Source organism: Streptomyces sp. NPDC030222 (assembly GCF_055573115.1).
In genome coordinates this window covers 1-15091 of record NZ_JBVICA010000009.1, presented here as the reverse complement: position 1 = coordinate 15091, position 15091 = coordinate 1, and the positions used below count along the sequence as shown (strand labels likewise).

Here is a 15091-nt window from a genome sequence, read left to right as displayed (position 1 = left end):
GCCGCAACAACCCCCCGACCAGTAGCCCCCACCCCCGCACCAGGTGGACCGGACGCAGGAACGCCCGGCTCCCCGTCCGACGCCGACGCCGGGCAGCACCGGACGCCCCCTCGGCATCCGGCAGCAGACCGACAACGCAGCAAGGCCCCGCCCGTACAGGACGACCCGAGAAGGCCATCCCGTACCGGCGGAGCCTCGATGCGCTGGTGACAGGCCGACCCGCATTCCTCACCCTGCGGGCCGAGCAGGTCCGGCGAGTCGGCAGGACGCCGGGCGCGGACCGTTCAGACTCCGCGGGTACGTGAACGCAGCCGGTAGGACTCGAGCGCGGCATCGAAGTCATCGCGCGTCAGATCCGGCCACAGAGCGGAGCAGAAGTACAGCTCGCTCTGGAAGCCCTGCCAGGGCATGAAACCGGACAGGCGTTGCGCACCCGAGGTCCGGATCACCAGATCCGGATCCGGCTGCCCGCTCGTGTACAGGTGCCGCGCTATGGCCTGCTCGTCCAGAGCCCCGGCGATCTCCTCGGCCCCGAGACCTCGTGCCGCCAGCTCGGCCACGGATCGGCGGACAGCGTCCACGAGTTCCTGCCGCCCGCCGTACCCCACGGCCACGTTGACGCGCATCCCCGCGGACTGCGCCGACCGTTCCTTCACCGCTCGCATGGCCCGCGCGGTACGTGGGGGAAGCAGGTCGAACGCGCCGATCGGATTGACGGACCAGCGGTCGGCGTCCGCGAGATAGTTCATCCCGTCCTCGATGACCGCCAGCAGCGGGTCCAGCTGCGCGGCCGGCCGGTCCAGGTTCGCCACCGACAGCGCCCAGAATGTCACGGTCCGGATGCCGTGGTCCTCACACCAGTCGAGAACCTCAAGGACCTTGTTGCCGCCGGCCCGGTGGCCTTCCATGGTGCTCAGGCCGCGCGCCTTCGCCCAGGTCCGATTGCCGTCCACGATGAGGGCCAGGTGCCGCAGCTCGGGCACCTGAGCGGGCGCCTCCGGCTCGCGACGCCGCCGCGGCTCCTCGGGCGTGGTGATGGGAGGAAGGCTGCGCGGCACGGGCGTTCCGTCCGCCTCCTGTCCCCTCCGGCCGACGGTGATCGGGTTGCGTAGGAAGCGGCTGACCTCCATGGAGGTCCCCTCCGCGCCCCGTGTCCCCCGGGAGCCTTCGGATTTCATGCAGACCGCGATCCCATCCTTGTTCTGGCAGGTGGACCGCCGGTACTGCCTGACGGATCGCCGGCGTCCAGGACTCGCACAGCTGCTCTCTCCTGTGTGGTCCTCGAACCCGTGATGCCGTGGCGACAGACCGTCCCACCTGCTTGTCGTCACTCTGTCCTGAGCCTGGCGGCGGCGGCTTCACGCGAGGTCGGCGCCACCCGGTCCCAGCCGGGCACCGCGGCCTCGCCGCCGGAGCACAGCCGGCAGCCCGGACCCTCCCGAAGGAACGTTGGGGGGACTTGACCCTCCCACCGGGCTGCATCGTCTTCGAGCAGTCCGCCCGGAGTCCTCGCGCCCGACCCCACCGGGCTTGCCGGTGTTTCCGTTGCCCTCAGCCGCCGCGCTTCTCCCCCGCGAATCCAGCGTCAGTACGACTGGTCGCCGAGGGCAACACCGGCCGGCACCGACCGCAGACGCACGGAACGTCCGTACTGACGCCCCTGCTCGGGACGCGTACCGGGGAGCCGCTCGTCGGCAGAAGTCAACTCTGGTGTCCTTTCATCAGGTTGCCCGGGTTCCCTCGAACATGTTTTCCCGCAAGGGATATTCGGACCTCTCAACCTCAGCAGAACGGCGATCGACGAAGCAACCGAAGCATTTCGCCCGCGCGCGATATTTCGGCCCGAGGCCTTTCGCGACGCACACCGAGGCAAGGGAGCGGGCATCCGTGACGACAACCAGGCTGGCGGCCTGATCCTGAAGAGCTTCTACGCCGAGAACCGCATCATCAACGGACTGGAAGACGGCTTCATCGTCAGGATCGTCGCCTGATCTGACGCCCGCCAGGCGGGGGGGCCACATGACCGCTGCCGCCGCAGCGCTACCGGTCTTTATGCGGGGGCCGGCCAGAACTGGATGAGGTAGCGCTCCACTGCGGCACCGGTGCCTTCGCCCTCCGACAGCGCAGCCGCCTCGGCCCGGCCGGTACGGCTGACCCGGACACGCCAGGAGCGCCCGAGTCCGCCAGCGTGATGACCTCGTCCGTCCGGCCCGTGTGCATCGACCACACCGCTAGCGGCCGTGCTTCTTCTCGGCGGCCGCTGTGATGCGACCTCGACGCCGGCGCCGCTCTCCTGCCCGGGCTCAGCGATTCCAACTACCGCTGGGTCTGACCACGATCGCGTCGCGGTGCGGGCGCCTCAGACCCTCCTGGTCGCCCTCATGGTCTCCGCCGGCAACCTCGACATCCTCGAGACCTGGCTCTACCAGCGCACCGGAACCCACCTCACCGAAACCGACTACTACACAGCGGTCCCGCCCCTGGCCGGACCGGACACCCGTCTGCCCGAGACGAACGGACGGCCACCCCCACCCGCAGGATGAACCCACAGCGGAACAACTACACATCACGGCCAGCCCAGGAACCCCGGGGCCGGCCGTGATGCCCATACATCCGTACGCCGGAGGACCACCGCGCTCACAGCCCCGGCCAGCCGCCATCCACCACCCCGAACACCCTCGAACAGGCCCCGGAAACGACAAAGATCCCGACCGATCTTGACGATCGGCGGGATCTCGTCAACCGAACCTGAGCTCACTCAAGAACGGCCCTGTTGTGGGCTGTTCACGAGTGCCCCTGACCAGGCACTCCAGAGGCGCATGAAGATCGCTTCCCGAATCGGCGGAGATCGTTTCCCACCCCGCTGACGGCCGGGTCCGCCGCTGTCAGACGCAGCGGCAAGGATGGGCGGCATGACGAAGACCGGAGCGGACTACGCGTGGTTCGAGAACGACTTTCCAGACATCGCCGAGGCATACTGCTTCACCCTGGTACGGGGCCTGTCGCCTGCTGACCTGATGTCCCGGCTCGAAGGACGACCGGAGGCGCCGCTGCAGGGCATAGCCGCGGTCGTCGACGCCGCTTTCGCCCAGTACGACCTGGAGGAGGGCGACCGTCAGCTGGTCGCCATGACCACTGCGGGTGCCTGGACGCTCCTGATCGAGCCCAACGGCTACCTCGGAGTCACCGAAGATCGAGTCCTGCCGGCCTCCGCCGGGACGAGCTGGGTCTCTCACTTCGTCAACATCAACGCCGTCGGCACGTTCCTCTGGGCAGAGGACCAGGTCTTGCGCCTCTGCTTCGACCCCATGTTCCCGGAAGACCGATGGGGCACCGCACCCGACGAACTCCTCGACGTCATGGAGCGGATCGGCTTCCATCTCGAAGAGGAGTCTCCGGAAACGGATCTGTCCTCGCCAGCAGCGTTCGCTCTGGCAGAGCACCTGACCGGCGTCGCCATCACTCCGACGCTGCTCCAGGACACGACGTTCGTTTGCGCCACCATCCGGATCCGGTGACATCCTCCGTCCGCACTCCCCCGTCCGGGCCCATGGATGAGGCATGGATGATGGCGCGGTGACGAACATCAGTGACGACCACGTGAAGGTCCACTTCCGGATGGACATAGACGAGGACGGCTGGCCGCCGGCGAGCGTCGAGAGTCTGTGGGCGGTGGACCTCGGCGACGGCACGGTGCGGTTGGACAACACGCCCTGGTTCGTACGCGGAGTGGCCAGCGAGGACATCATCAAGGTGGAGCTCGATGGCGACGGTGTTCTCTGGGCCGGGGAGACGGTCCGTCCGTCTCAGAACTGCACGATTCGGCTGATCGTGCTGAAGGACGACGGTTCAGCGGCTGCCCGGCAGAGCGTGCTGGACGTCTTTCACCGTCTCGGCACGACCGGCGAGGGGATCGAGCAGTTCCGGATGGTGGCCCTGGATGTCCCTCCGCATGCGGATTTGCGGCGGATCCGAAAGCTCCTGGAGCACGGCGAGAGCCAGGGATGGTGGCACTGGGAGGAAGGGTGTGTCACTGCCGCCTGGAACGCCACCAGCACGGGCTGAGGTCCGCGCAGGCCGACCCGGACCGCGCTCCACTCGCGCTTCGGTTTCGGAGCCATCAAGGTCTCTGTCAGCGGGCGCGGATACGGTCCTGCTATGTCGAACTCGTACACGACGCTGTGGACCAATGATCTGTGCCGTGAACTTGAGCGATCCGGCTACGCAGGCCAGCGGCTGACGATGTTGTTCGGCGGACCTCACCAGTCTCTGCCGAGTTTCCAGCGGGCGGGCGTGCAGCCCGGTGATCGGATCTACCCGGTGCGGGTCAAGAACACCCGGCTGCACGTGCTGGGCGCGATGGAGGTGTCCGCGATCATCCCCTACGAGGACGCGGGCGCTTTGCTCCACGATGACGACTACGCGAAGCTCCTGGACTGGCGGCCGTTGAAGGCCGGCTGTGTCACCGAAGTGGTGACCGGCCCGCCGGGCTCACCGCTTTCGTTCGACACGACCGTGCCGCCGGACCTCTTGGAGCGGTTGACCTACACCTCGCGCCGCGGCGAACGGACGCTCAAGTACATCGAGGAAGGCAGGCTGATCCGCTCGGTCAGCCTCCAGGGCGTCTACCGGCTCGCCCCTGCCTCTGCGACAGAACTGCACCGGCTGGTCCTGGACGCCGAAGGCTCCACGATGACGCGTGGGAGAGGCTAAGCGGCATGGACGACGCAACCAGCGAGGCCGGCCGAGCTTTCCTTCGAACTTTGCAGAGAGGCCAGGTCCGCAGGGGTGTGGTGTCCTCCCTGGTCAATTTCGGCGCGTTCGTGGACCTCGGCGGGTGTGTCGATGGCCTGGTAAACGTGGCGGAGATGTCCTGGCGCCACTACAACCGCTTGACGGACGTGGTTGAGGTGGGCCAGGACGTCACGGTGGTGGTCCTGGACATCGACCTGGACAGGGTCCGGATGTCCCTTTCCTTGAAGGCGTTGCAGCTCGATCCCTTCAAGGATTTCGCTCGCACTCACCTCGGCCGCGTGCTTCCCGGCCGCGTGACCAAGGTCGTCCCCTTCGGTGTCTTCGTCCAAGTCCATGAAGGCATCGAGGGGTTGCTCCACGAGTCAGAGTTCAGCGATCACGACGCCAGCCGGCTCGCCTCGCTTCCGCAGGTCGGCGACGAAGTCGTCGTTGAGATCAACGATATCAACTTCATGCTTCGCAGGGTCTCGCTATCGCTACACCGCTGATGAGCCACTCATGAGGCGGTACTGGTCCAGCAGCCGGAAGAACTCCGCGATCGGGGTCGAGTCGTTAGGGGTGTTGCGGTCGATGTCTGCTGCCCAGCCGTACGACGCGCTGCTGCCGCCGAGGCGTTCCTTGAGCCACTGGCTGAACTTCCAAAAGCTGAAGGTCTCATCGGCGGAATGCACGCTGACGGCGATCTGGTAGCCGAGGAGCATGTCCTGGAGGTGGTCCAGCGAGCCGTCAGGAAGCCACATGCTGGGCCGCAGGCGGATCTGCTCGAGGAAGTCGTATACGTCCGTGCAGTCCTGCCAGTGTTTGACGGTGTTCTGCGGGCTGTCGTCGGTCGGCATGCGCCGAGCCTACGGCGCGGACGAGAGTTGTCGCCCATCGATGCGGCATGGGCGCGAGATGAGCGTGTGCGATCGGTTGGGGGCAGCTGCGGTCACCCTCTGCGATCTTGTTGCAGTCCGTCCTAGGTTTGGCTGGGGCTTCGAGTGTCGTCGGGGTCGCGGAGTCGGTAGGGCGAGGGCGGGCTGAATGGCGTCACTGTTCGAGCGTCTGGATCTGGAAGAGACGGCTGTCCGCAGCGAGTTGTCCGTCCTGGGTGGGGAGTTGGCTGCTCTGCACGGAAGGATCGCTGCTCTCGAGGGGCGTCTGGCGGATCTGGTGATCACGCGGAAGACGGTCGTTTCGCTGGGCGGCTCGGAGTACGCCGCGCACGACGCGGAAGACGGTCAGCGGGACGCTGACACCAGCAGCCAACCCGATCCGGACCACAGCTCTCGCGTTCCCCCTCCCCGCGCTGACGAGACCACTGCTGGCGGGTACGTGCCTGCGGGCCCGCTGGAGCGGGAAGTCACCCGTGAGCGTGCCTTGGTGCTGCTTGCGGGGGCTGGACGGGCGATGCACGTCAAGGATATTGCCGCGGCAATCGGTGAAGACGTCTCCGCCACCTCCAATGGACGCCGAGTGGAGACGACAAGGTCCCGGCTCAAGGCGCTGGTGAGGGAGGGCAGGCTGGTCCACGAACCGACAGCCTGGTTCGCCATCGCCCCCGTCGACGCTGGTGACCGGCACCAGGGAGATGCCCGGGAGTGAACCGGAGCCGCGCGAGCGCGGCACGAACGATGGCACCGCCGAGCCGATTGGTAGTCCCTCGGCGGTGCCGGGTGCGTGAGCGCCCGTCTGACAGGTGGCTCCCGCGTGTTCGAGGGTAGTAGAGGCAATCTCCCCTTGATACGCGGAGCCGCGAACTTTGGCATGCCCGGTCGCCATTTGGTGTTCCCGGGTGTGGATCGAGGCTCAATGCGTTCTTTTCTGCCCGGTTTGGATGGTCTCCGGCCACAGGGCGGTGTTGGTGAAGTGGGTGAGCCGGGCGACGGTGGCCACGTCCGGCCAGGACTTCCCGGCGAGGAGGTCGGCGATGGCCTGCCGGTTGACCCCGGAGCCGGCGGCCGCCGTCCGCAGGCTCCAGCTCCGCTCGTCCAGGGCCTCAGCGAGATTCCGGGCGATCCGACGGACCGCTTCGGCAGCCACGTCGGGGCTCGGCTGCTCGGGCCAGGCTTCCGGATCGTCGGTCAGCTCCCTGGGGGAGCGTGCGCGGGCGCGTCCGCCGACCATGCGCGCACCACCTTGTCTGTTGAAGTTGATCAGCTGTGGAATGGCTGCTTGTCCAGCCGGTATGCATGGACCGTGGTCCTTGATCCCGAGACTTCGGCGAAGATCACCCGGTATCGGCCGAAGCACGCTCCGCCGGTCTGGGTGGACGTTGCACCGCTGGTGCGGTCGGTGGTCGCGGCCGTGGTGACTGCCGTGCCCTACGACGTGGAGAGGCTGCTTCACGTCACCGGGCGGCTGGCGCTGTGGGCGGAGGCGGCTGGGCTGGAGCGCGATCCGAACGACTGGTTGCGCAACGAGGTCATCGACGCGTTCGTACTCTCCCGCGCTGGTGACATCAAAGGGTCGTCGGTGCGGACCTACCGGACATGGCTCTTGCGAGCGCGGGGAAGCGGCCCCGGCCCGGATGCATGCAGAGACCAGCCCGCACCAGCCCTACAGTCGTGCAGAGCTCGCAGGCTTGCGGCACTGGGCCATACATCTTCCTCGTCAGCAGAAGACCGATGCCCTCGCGCTCCTCGGTCTCGGTGCCGGCTTCGGACTGACGCCACGGGAGATCGCGGCATGCCGAGGCCAGGATCTGCGGCGGCAGCGTCCGGGCGGTCCGCTGATGCACACATCCGTCGACCGTCTGGTTCCGCTCGTCGCCCGTGCCGCCTGGGACGGGATCCTCGGGGAAATCGCAGATCACATGGGCAGCGGCTACCTGTTCCGGCCTCGCCGCACCACCGAGTACTCCAAGAACCTGATCGGCTCCTGGCCGCTCAACCACCGGCCTCCGGACGGCCTGCCGATGGTGTCGGCTGGCAGGGCGCGAGCGACGTGGATCGTCGAGCTGATGACGGCGCGGATCGATCACCATCTGATCGCCCAAGCCGCCGGCCTGGCTTCCGCCGCGTCCCTGGCCCGCTGGCAACAACACGTGCCACCTCTTGATCGCGCCACTGCCGCCCGCCTCCTGCGCGGGCCGGAGGCATGACCGTAAGGCCCCGGCCCTGGCAGAAATCGGAACGGATCAGAGGGAGCAGGCCCCGGCCGGTCACCGATGCTCCGGCAGAGATCCCGGACTCCAAGGTGGGGCAGCTTCTGGCCCTGCTGGAGAACTCCGGGGCCCTCGATCTGATCGCCCTCGAACTCGCCGAGCGACCGGGGCCCAAGGGCCTGCCGGTCCGCACCGTGCTGGTCGGCGTGTTGCTGTCCCTGCACTACCACCGCAGCGCCACCCTCGCCGATGTCTGCCGGGTCCTCCTCGGACAACTGCGACCACCAGCCCGTGCGTGGCTGGAGGTCCCTGACCCGGCCACGGTCGATGTTCACGGCCGGCACGCGTTCACGCGCCGGGTCTACCGCGTGTTCGACCGGCTCACCACCGCCCTGGACCCCCATCGCTGCGACCGCCGCCGCCGTCTGCCCACGGTCGAGGCCCGGCAGGTGGTCGCGGCCTGGGAGGAGGGGGCAGGAGTCGAGCAGGTCCGCCGCCGCCGGGTACTGCAGGAGATCAGCGACCGGCTGGTCCTGGTCACTGTCCGCCTCGCTCACCAGCGCGGGCTCTTCCGCGGCTGGCGAGGCGACCTCGGTGTCGACACGACCCCGTTCCCCGCATGGCACCAGCCCCACCCGGACTGGAAGAACCTGTCGTCGGTCGAGATCACGGCGGGCTGGCATCACTGCGGCGGCTCCAGCGACGGCATCTTCGGGCACTCCGCCACCCTGGTGGTCGCGGCTTCCCGGCGGCACCCAGCAGGACATCCCCTGGAAGGGAAGCGAGTCAGTCGGCACCCGCAACTCGCCCTCGGCGCCGTCCTCGACACTCCCGGGAAACGGATCGGTCCGAATGCCATCCACAGTCTCACCAGGCTCGTCCCTATCGGGTTCCCCACCGGGTTTCTGGCCGCCGACCGCGCTTACACCGACCAGCAGACCGAGAACTTCGCCGCCCCGGCCCGCCGACTCGGCCACCAACTCGCCCTTGACTACAAGCAGAGCCAGCGAGGCGTCCAGGGCACCTATGCGGGAGCCCTCCTCATCGACGGCTCGCTTGCCTGCCCCGCCATGCCCCATGCGCTCGCGCACGCGACGACCGGACTCGGCGACGAGGCCGTACGCGACCTCGCCCAGGACCCCGCCCTGCAGGACCAGATCGCCCAGCGGGAGCCGTACTTCCTGAAGGTCAAGGAATCCGCCGACCCGCAAGGCGCCGTCCGCTACCAGTGCCCGGCCGCCGGACCCTCTCCGGCTGTCGCCTGCCCCCGCTACAACCAGGTCCACCGCATCCCGCATCAGAGGCCGGTCGTCGTCGACCTGACCAACCAGCGATCCACTCAGGCGCACCTCGCGGCCAAACCGACCGTCCCGATCCCTCAGGCCGAACGGCTGCGGCCTCCGCCCAACAACGAGTTGCCCAGGATCTGCCAGCGGCCCACGATCACCGTCCGGCCGGGCGACCTCGGCATGATCGACAAGTTCCGCCAGGACCGGCATTACCTCCACCCCACCTGGCAGGACATCTACCGGCCCCAACGCGCCAACATCGAAGGACTCAACGGCCGCGCCAAGGCCCACGGGATCGACATCTCCGACCCGTCCAAACGCCTCGCGCACGGACGTGTCGCGCAGACTCTCCTGCTTGCCCTGATGATCTGCTCCGTCAACCTGGCCATCCTCCACAGCTGGCACCAGACCACCGGCACCCCGAGCGTCCTCACCAGCGTCGGCCACAACAGCACCGCCAGCAGCCACGAGGGTCACTCGCCCGCCCAGGCCGGCCTGCCACCGCCGAGAGCGCCGAAGATCGACACCCACATCTGAGACCGGCACCACAGACCGCGCTCCGTCATGCCCACAAGCGGCCGAAAGCGCCGGATCCATGCGACCCACCCACGGCAATCCCCTCCGGCCGAAGCTTGATCAGTGACTGCGGCAGGCCGAGCAATCGGACATCACCTCGAACACACCCCGGAAACGCCGAGATCCCGCCCAGCCTTTCGGCTGAACGGGATCTCGTGACGATCCTTGAGAGCTACTCAAGAACTGTCGGTTGTGGACCTGAGGGGATTCGAACCCCTGACCCCCTCGATGCGAACGAGGTGCGCTACCGGACTGCGCCACAGGCCCTTGCAACGGGTGAAACATTAGCACCCCGATCAGGGTGCTCGGAAATCCGATTCCCGCCGGCCCCGTCGCAGGCCGGCGGGGCAAGTCATTCGTTGGCCGCGCGGGGCCGGTCCTCGTCGGCGTACTGGTCGAAGAGGGGTGTGCGGCGGCGGGCCGCGCCGGGGCGGCGGGGCTGGGCGGGTGCCGGGGTGACCGGGTTCGCCGGGTCGGCGGTGCTGGAGCGCGCCGAGCTCCAGGTGTCGGGGGTACCCGGGTCGGCCGTGCCGGGGGCACGGGGCGCGACGGGGGCCGTGACGTACGTGGGGAGCGGGACCGGGACGGGATCCCAGCTGTCGCCCTGGGCCGGTCCGCGGTCGCGCTGCTGGTCGATCCACTCGGCGTGGTCGGTCTGCTCGACCAGCGCACGCCGGCCCGCCTCCTGCGGGGTGACCGCGGGAGCCGGCTCGGGCTCCGGACGGGCCTGTTCGGGCTCGACGTCGGAGTCGGTCGCGGCGGGAGCGGGCGCGGGGTGCCGGCGGGGCTGCCGCTCACGCAGCCGGGCCGCGGCGGCCTCGGCGCGTCGGCGGTCCATGACGTAGACGAAGCGGCGGCGTTCCTGCACCCGCAGATGGGCGATGTAGGCGCTGAGCAGCACGGCGGGCATCGCGGGCGCCCAGAGGAAGCCGAGCCCGCCGACGGCGGCGACGATCGCGCCGGCCGTGAAGGCGAGGAAGAGCAACACCGTGGTGCGCCGCCGCCGCGCGAGCACCTTGGAGCGCCGGGCCCGTTCCAGGGATGCCTTGGACGGGCGGCCCGCCGTCCGGGCCCCCTGGGGCGCGGCGTTCGGTGCCGGGCGTTCGGTACGGGTCGGGGGCGTGGCGAGGGCCCGGACGTCGACGGACTCCTTCAGGAGTTCCGTCACCGCGTCCGGGTCGACCTCGGGCTCGCCCTCACCGGCGGTGCGGTCCCGCAGCTCCTTGGCATAACGGCGCTCCATCGCCGCCCGGCCGGACAGCAGCCGGATGGCGGTGCTGAAGCGTTCCGTCGGACGCGCCTCGTTCAGCTCGTCCTGCCTGCGGAGCCACATCGGCACCAAGTAGGCGGCCCAGGCCCCGACGATGACTGCATAGATGAGGCCGCTGCTGCTCACACCCACACGGTAGAGGTGACGGCGCGACGCCATACGCCAATTGGGCCGGTGTGTCGCACGATCTGGCTGATATCACCGACTTTTTTTCCGACACGTCGTATCGACGAGCCCGCGAGGCACATGAATTCGAATAGGTGCTCTATTTGTGGGCTGTGCCGGGCCGGGCCCGGTGCCAGCGGTTCAGCAGCCCGTCCGGGACTTCCTCCGCGGTGAGCGCGAACACGAGATGGTCACGCCACGCCCCGTCGATGTGGAGATAGCGCGGGCGGAGCCCCTCCTCACGGAATCCGAGTTTCTCCACCACGCGCCGGCTCGGCCGGTTCTCGGGGCGGATGCACACCTCGATCCGGTGCAGTCCGACGGTACGGAAGCAGTGGTCGACGGCGAGCGCGACCGCCGTGGGCATCACGCCCCGGCCCGCCACGTCGCGGTCGACCCAGTAGCCGACGTGCCCTGAGCACATCGACCCCCAGGTGATGCCGGCGACCGTCAGCTGGCCGACCAGCCGCCCCTGGAACTCGATCACGAACGGCAGCATCCGGCCCGCGTTCGCCTCGGCCCGGAGGTGCCGCACCATCTGCCGGTAGGTGGGCCGCTGCACCAGGGGACCGCCGGGCGCGGGCGGCGGGATCGTGGCCTCCCAGGGGCGCAGCCAGTCACGGTTGCGCCGGTTGACCTCGCGCCAGGCCCGCTGGTCGCGCAGCTTTATCGGGCGGAGGCAGACGTCTCCGTCCACCAGCTCGACCGGCCAGGAGGGAACGTTCAGTGTGGGCTCCCCGAGGGTCGGGGGTGGTCGCCGCCGCGGATCTGGTCGACGGCGTGGATCAGGATGCGCTCCAGTACGGCGAGGCCGTCGCGCACCCCGCCGGTGGAGCCGGGCAGATTGACGATCAGGGTCCGGCCGGCGACGCCCGCCAGTCCGCGGGAGAGCGCGGCGGTGGGGACCTTCGCCAGGCCGTACGCCCGGATCGCCTCGGGGATACCCGGAATCTCGTAGTCCAGAACGTTCCGGGTGACCTCGGGGGTGCGGTCGGTCGGCGAGATGCCGGTGCCGCCGGTGGTGAGGATGACATCGTAGGCCGCGGCCACGCCCTCCCGCAGGGCCTGCTCGACGGGCTCCCCGTCGGGGACGACGCGCGGGCCGTCGACGGCGAAGCCGAGGGCGGTCAGCCCCTCCACGAGCAGCGGACCGCCCTTGTCCTCGTAGACACCGGCGGCGGCTCGGTTGGACGCGGTGACGACGAGCGCACGGTGGACGGGGCCCCCGCCCGGTCCGGGCTCCGTTTCGGCGGAAGGCCGCTCCGCGGCGCCCTCCTCGCCGGCCTGCGCCCCCCCGTCAGGCACTCCCTGGAAGGGGTGCTGCTCCTGTCCGGGTCCGGATGAGGGGCGGCCGACCCGGCCCGCGCGGGCGGTGACCGGCGCGGTCACGACCGGCTCCAGTCCCCGGACTTCCCGCCCGTCTTCTCCTCGACGCGAACGTCGCTGATGACCGCGCCCTTGTCCACGGCCTTGACCATGTCGACGACCGTGAGCGCCGCGACCGAGACCGCGGTCAGGGCCTCCATCTCGACCCCCGTACGGTCCGTGGTCTTCACGGTCGCGAGGATCTCGACGGCCTCGTCGGTGACGGACAGGTCGACCTTCACCCCCGAGACGGCCAGCGGATGACAGAGCGGGATGAGGTCGGGGGTGCGCTTGGCGCCCATGATTCCCGCGATGCGCGCGGTGGCGAGGGCGTCCCCCTTGGGCACGCCCTCGCCGCGGAGCAGTTCGACGACACGCGGCGACACCAGGACGCGCCCGCTCGCCCGGGCGGTGCGCGTGGTCACGTCCTTCCCGGAGACGTCGACCATGCGGGCCGCGCCCGCCTCGTCGATATGGGTCAGCCTGCCCTGTTCAGGGGATCCGGGGGTCGCCCCCCGGGCAGTACCAGTCATGCTGTGGCGCTCCCGTGCTCGTGGGCTGACACGGTACCGCCACCGGGGGCTCGCCGACCGGGCAGGACCACCGACGGGCAGCCGGCGGAACCGGCCGCCGGCCCTTGTGAAGGCTTCCGGCCCCGGCGAAGGCTGCCGACCCTTGCGAAGGCCGCCGACCAAGGCTTCCGGCCCCGGCGAGAGCGGTCGGCTCCGGCGGAAGCAGCCGGCCCCGGAGTGAAACGGCGTCGGTGTGAAACTGCGCCGCCGCCGAAAGCAGTGACCCTCAGCCGAGCCGCACGACCTCGACCTGCGTCCCCGGGCCGACCGTTGTGGTGTCCTCGGGTACGACGATCAGGGCGTCGGCGTGCGCCAGGGCGGCGACGAGGTGCGAACCGGCTCCGCCGACCGGGGTGACCGTGCCGTCGTGCGCGTCGTACCGGCCCCGAAGGAACTGGCGTCGTCCCGCGGGCGAGGACAGCGGCTTGTCGGTGACCAGGGTGGCCATGGCCGTCGGGCGGTGCAGATCGTCGAGCCCCATGAGTGCCCGGATCGCGGGGCGGACGAACAGCTCGAACGACACGTACGAGGAGACGGGATTGCCGGGAAGGGCCAGCAGTGGCGTGTGGTCCGGGCCGATGGAGCCGAAGCCCTGGGGCTTGCCCGGCTGCATGGCGAGCTTGCGGAACTCGATGCCGCCGCCCGGCTCGTCCTCGTCGCCCACGGACGAGAGGGCTTCCTTGACGACGTCGTACGCGCCGACGCTGACGCCACCGGTGGTGACCAGCAGATCGGCACGGATCAACTGGTCCTCGATGGCGGCGCGCAGCTCGGAGGCTTCGTCGGTCACCGCGCCGACCCGGTACGCGATGGCTCCCGCGTCACGGGCCGCGGCGGCGAGCGCGAAGCTGTTGGAGTCGTGGATCTGCCCCTCGCCAAGGGGCTCGCCGGGCTGCACCAGTTCGCTGCCGGTGGACACGACGACGACGCGCGGGCGCGGCCGGACGCGGACGGTGCCGCGCCCCACGGCCGCGAGCAGCCCGATCTGCGGCGGCCCGAGGACTGTGCCCGCTTCCAGGGCGAGGTCGCCGGCCTGCACGTCGCTGCCGCGCGCCCGTACATGAGCGCGGGCCTCGGCCGGGCGGTACACCCTGACCTCGCCGGTGGCGCCCTCGGGGGACTGGCTGGCGGCGCGCATGGCCGCGGCGGCTCCGCCGCCCGTGCCACCGTCGGTCCACTCGACGGGGACGACGGCCTCGGCGCCGGGCGGCAGCGGGGCGCCGGTCATGATGCGGGCGGCCTGGCCGGGTCCGACGGTGGGCAGGGTGCCCGCGCCTGCGGCGACGTCACCGATGACGGTGAGGACGGCCGGGACCTCCTGGCTCGCTCCCTCGACATCGGCCGCGCGGACCGCGTAGCCGTCCATGGAGCTGTTGTCGAAGGGCGGCAGGGAGACCGGCACCGTGACGTCCTCGACGAGGACGCAGCCCTGGGCGTCGAGCAGCTGGAGCTCGATGGGTTCGAGCGGCCGGACGGCGGCGAGTACGTCCTCGATGTGCTCGTCGACGGTCCAGAGGCGCTCCCGGCCCGGCTCGGGCCCTTCCGCGCTGCTCACAGTGCTACATCTCCTCGGCGACGTAACGGCGGAGCCAGGCCTTGAAGTCCGGTCCGAGGTCCTCGCGTTCGGCGGCGAGCCGGACGATCGCCCGGAGGTAGTCACCCCGGTCACCCGTGTCGTACCGACGACCCTTGAACACCACACCGTGCACCGGCCCACCGAGCTTCTCGTCCGCGGCCAGCTTCTGCAGCGCATCCGTCAGCTGGATCTCCCCACCCCGACCCGGCTCCGTCTCCCGCAGTATCCCGAACACCGCAGGATCCAGCACATACCGACCGATCACCGCATAACTGCTCGGCGCCTCCGACACCTCCGGCTTCTCCACCAGACCGGTGACCCGCACCACATCCCCGTCACCCGCCGGCTCCACCGCCGCACACCCGTACAAATGGATCTGCGACGGCTCCACCTCCATCAACGCGACCACACTGCCGCCCTCGCGCTCCTGGACCTCCA

Annotated in this window: 18 protein-coding genes and 1 tRNA gene; 8 read left to right on the top strand and 11 right to left on the bottom strand. The window is 69.7% G+C overall.

Annotation, left to right across the window (positions count from 1 at the left end; genetic code table 11):
• Nucleotides 1–284 precede the first annotated feature (284 nt).
• Nucleotides 285–1130 (bottom strand): polyprenyl diphosphate synthase, encoded by an 846-nt coding sequence (uppS, locus tag ACZ4Z5_RS15300; protein WP_468262126.1) that lies wholly within the window; start codon nt 1128–1130, stop codon nt 285–287.
• A gap of 591 nt (nt 1131–1721) precedes the next feature.
• Nucleotides 1722–2021 carry a hypothetical protein gene (locus ACZ4Z5_RS15295; RefSeq protein ID WP_468262123.1) on the bottom strand — a complete coding sequence of 100 codons (300 nt, stop codon included), beginning with the start codon at nt 2019–2021 and terminating at the stop codon, nt 1722–1724.
• 327 nt (nt 2022–2348) lie between these two features.
• Here ACZ4Z5_RS15295 and ACZ4Z5_RS15290 point away from each other — a divergent pair, with 327 nt between their 5' ends.
• From ACZ4Z5_RS15290 to ACZ4Z5_RS15270, 5 genes are all read left to right on the top strand, one after another.
• Nucleotides 2349–2543 (top strand): hypothetical protein, encoded by a 195-nt coding sequence (locus tag ACZ4Z5_RS15290; RefSeq protein WP_468262120.1) that lies wholly within the window; start codon nt 2349–2351, stop codon nt 2541–2543.
• Nucleotides 2544–2912: 369 nt separating this feature from the next.
• A complete protein-coding gene (locus tag ACZ4Z5_RS15285; protein WP_468262118.1) occupies nt 2913–3518 on the top strand; it encodes a DUF6461 domain-containing protein in 606 nt (201 codons plus the stop codon).
• 58 nt (nt 3519–3576) lie between these two features.
• The gene (locus ACZ4Z5_RS15280) at nt 3577–4065 is read left to right on the top strand and encodes a DUF4265 domain-containing protein (protein WP_468262623.1); all 489 of its coding nucleotides are present in this window, start codon (nt 3577–3579) and stop codon (nt 4063–4065) included.
• A gap of 93 nt (nt 4066–4158) precedes the next feature.
• Nucleotides 4159–4713 carry a hypothetical protein gene (locus ACZ4Z5_RS15275; RefSeq protein ID WP_468262115.1) on the top strand — a complete coding sequence of 185 codons (555 nt, stop codon included), beginning with the start codon at nt 4159–4161 and terminating at the stop codon, nt 4711–4713.
• Nucleotides 4714–4718: 5 nt separating this feature from the next.
• Nucleotides 4719–5243 (top strand): S1 RNA-binding domain-containing protein, encoded by a 525-nt coding sequence (locus ACZ4Z5_RS15270; protein WP_468262112.1) that lies wholly within the window; start codon nt 4719–4721, stop codon nt 5241–5243.
• Here the strand turns inward: ACZ4Z5_RS15270 and ACZ4Z5_RS15265 are convergent.
• Nucleotides 5232–5591: a hypothetical protein gene (locus tag ACZ4Z5_RS15265; protein WP_468262109.1), complete on the bottom strand. Its 360-nt coding sequence runs from the start codon at nt 5589–5591 to the stop codon at nt 5232–5234. The genes ACZ4Z5_RS15270 and ACZ4Z5_RS15265 overlap by 12 nt on opposite strands.
• Before the next feature lie 187 nt (nt 5592–5778).
• On the opposite strand from ACZ4Z5_RS15265, the gene ACZ4Z5_RS15260 reads away from it, so the two are divergent.
• Complete coding sequence (locus tag ACZ4Z5_RS15260) at nt 5779–6339, top strand: hypothetical protein (protein ID WP_468262106.1); 561 nt, start codon at nt 5779–5781, stop codon at nt 6337–6339.
• Nucleotides 6340–6543: 204 nt separating this feature from the next.
• Here ACZ4Z5_RS15260 and ACZ4Z5_RS15255 read toward each other — a convergent pair whose 3' ends face one another.
• Nucleotides 6544–6861, bottom strand: a complete 318-nt coding sequence (locus ACZ4Z5_RS15255) for a helix-turn-helix domain-containing protein (protein ID WP_468262103.1) — start codon at nt 6859–6861, stop codon at nt 6544–6546.
• 607 nt (nt 6862–7468) lie between these two features.
• On the opposite strand from ACZ4Z5_RS15255, the gene ACZ4Z5_RS15250 reads away from it, so the two are divergent.
• Together ACZ4Z5_RS15250 and ACZ4Z5_RS15245 are read left to right on the top strand one after the other, a co-directional pair.
• Nucleotides 7469–7837, top strand: a complete 369-nt coding sequence (locus tag ACZ4Z5_RS15250) for a hypothetical protein (protein WP_468262100.1) — start codon at nt 7469–7471, stop codon at nt 7835–7837.
• A gap of 95 nt (nt 7838–7932) precedes the next feature.
• Complete coding sequence (locus ACZ4Z5_RS15245) at nt 7933–9666, top strand: hypothetical protein (RefSeq protein WP_468262097.1); 1734 nt, start codon at nt 7933–7935, stop codon at nt 9664–9666.
• Nucleotides 9667–9898: 232 nt separating this feature from the next.
• Here the strand turns inward: ACZ4Z5_RS15245 and ACZ4Z5_RS15240 are convergent.
• From ACZ4Z5_RS15240 to ACZ4Z5_RS15210, 7 genes are all read right to left on the bottom strand, one after another.
• Nucleotides 9899–9972, bottom strand: a tRNA-Ala gene (locus tag ACZ4Z5_RS15240).
• 85 nt (nt 9973–10057) lie between these two features.
• A complete protein-coding gene (gene sepX, locus ACZ4Z5_RS15235) occupies nt 10058–11101 on the bottom strand; it encodes a divisome protein SepX/GlpR (RefSeq protein WP_468262094.1) in 1044 nt (347 codons plus the stop codon).
• A 139-nt stretch (nt 11102–11240) separates the two neighbouring features.
• Nucleotides 11241–11867: a GNAT family N-acetyltransferase gene (locus tag ACZ4Z5_RS15230; protein ID WP_468262620.1), complete on the bottom strand. Its 627-nt coding sequence runs from the start codon at nt 11865–11867 to the stop codon at nt 11241–11243.
• The gene (locus tag ACZ4Z5_RS15225) at nt 11864–12445 is read right to left on the bottom strand and encodes a MogA/MoaB family molybdenum cofactor biosynthesis protein (RefSeq protein ID WP_468262617.1); all 582 of its coding nucleotides are present in this window, start codon (nt 12443–12445) and stop codon (nt 11864–11866) included. The genes ACZ4Z5_RS15230 and ACZ4Z5_RS15225 overlap by 4 nt, the downstream gene beginning before the upstream one ends.
• An 80-nt stretch (nt 12446–12525) precedes the next feature.
• On the bottom strand, nt 12526–13038 hold the full coding sequence (moaC, locus tag ACZ4Z5_RS15220) for a cyclic pyranopterin monophosphate synthase MoaC (RefSeq protein ID WP_468262092.1): 513 nt from the start codon (nt 13036–13038) through the stop codon (nt 12526–12528).
• A gap of 265 nt (nt 13039–13303) precedes the next feature.
• On the bottom strand, nt 13304–14632 hold the full coding sequence (gene glp, locus ACZ4Z5_RS15215) for a molybdotransferase-like divisome protein Glp (RefSeq protein ID WP_468262089.1): 1329 nt from the start codon (nt 14630–14632) through the stop codon (nt 13304–13306).
• 4 nt (nt 14633–14636) lie between these two features.
• The coding region (locus ACZ4Z5_RS15210) for a sugar phosphate nucleotidyltransferase (RefSeq protein ID WP_468262086.1) at nt 14637–15091 on the bottom strand (455 nt) is incomplete at its 5' end.

Excerpts from the sequence above, each read along its gene's own strand:
- uppS (WP_468262126.1), bottom strand. The coding sequence starts at position 1,130 with ATGGAGGTCAGCCGCTTCCTACGCAACCCGATCACCGTCGGCCGGAGG.
- ACZ4Z5_RS15295 (WP_468262123.1), bottom strand. The coding sequence starts at position 2,021 with ATGTGGCCCCCCCGCCTGGCGGGCGTCAGATCAGGCGACGATCCTGAC.
- ACZ4Z5_RS15285 (WP_468262118.1), top strand. The coding sequence starts at position 2,913 with ATGACGAAGACCGGAGCGGACTACGCGTGGTTCGAGAACGACTTTCCA.
- ACZ4Z5_RS15275 (WP_468262115.1), top strand. The coding sequence starts at position 4,159 with ATGTCGAACTCGTACACGACGCTGTGGACCAATGATCTGTGCCGTGAA.
- ACZ4Z5_RS15270 (WP_468262112.1), top strand. The coding sequence starts at position 4,719 with ATGGACGACGCAACCAGCGAGGCCGGCCGAGCTTTCCTTCGAACTTTG.
- ACZ4Z5_RS15265 (WP_468262109.1), bottom strand. The coding sequence starts at position 5,591 with ATGCCGACCGACGACAGCCCGCAGAACACCGTCAAACACTGGCAGGAC.
- ACZ4Z5_RS15260 (WP_468262106.1), top strand. The coding sequence starts at position 5,779 with ATGGCGTCACTGTTCGAGCGTCTGGATCTGGAAGAGACGGCTGTCCGC.
- ACZ4Z5_RS15255 (WP_468262103.1), bottom strand. The coding sequence starts at position 6,861 with ATGGTCGGCGGACGCGCCCGCGCACGCTCCCCCAGGGAGCTGACCGAC.
- ACZ4Z5_RS15250 (WP_468262100.1), top strand. The coding sequence starts at position 7,469 with ATGCACACATCCGTCGACCGTCTGGTTCCGCTCGTCGCCCGTGCCGCC.
- moaC (WP_468262092.1), bottom strand. The coding sequence starts at position 13,038 with ATGACTGGTACTGCCCGGGGGGCGACCCCCGGATCCCCTGAACAGGGC.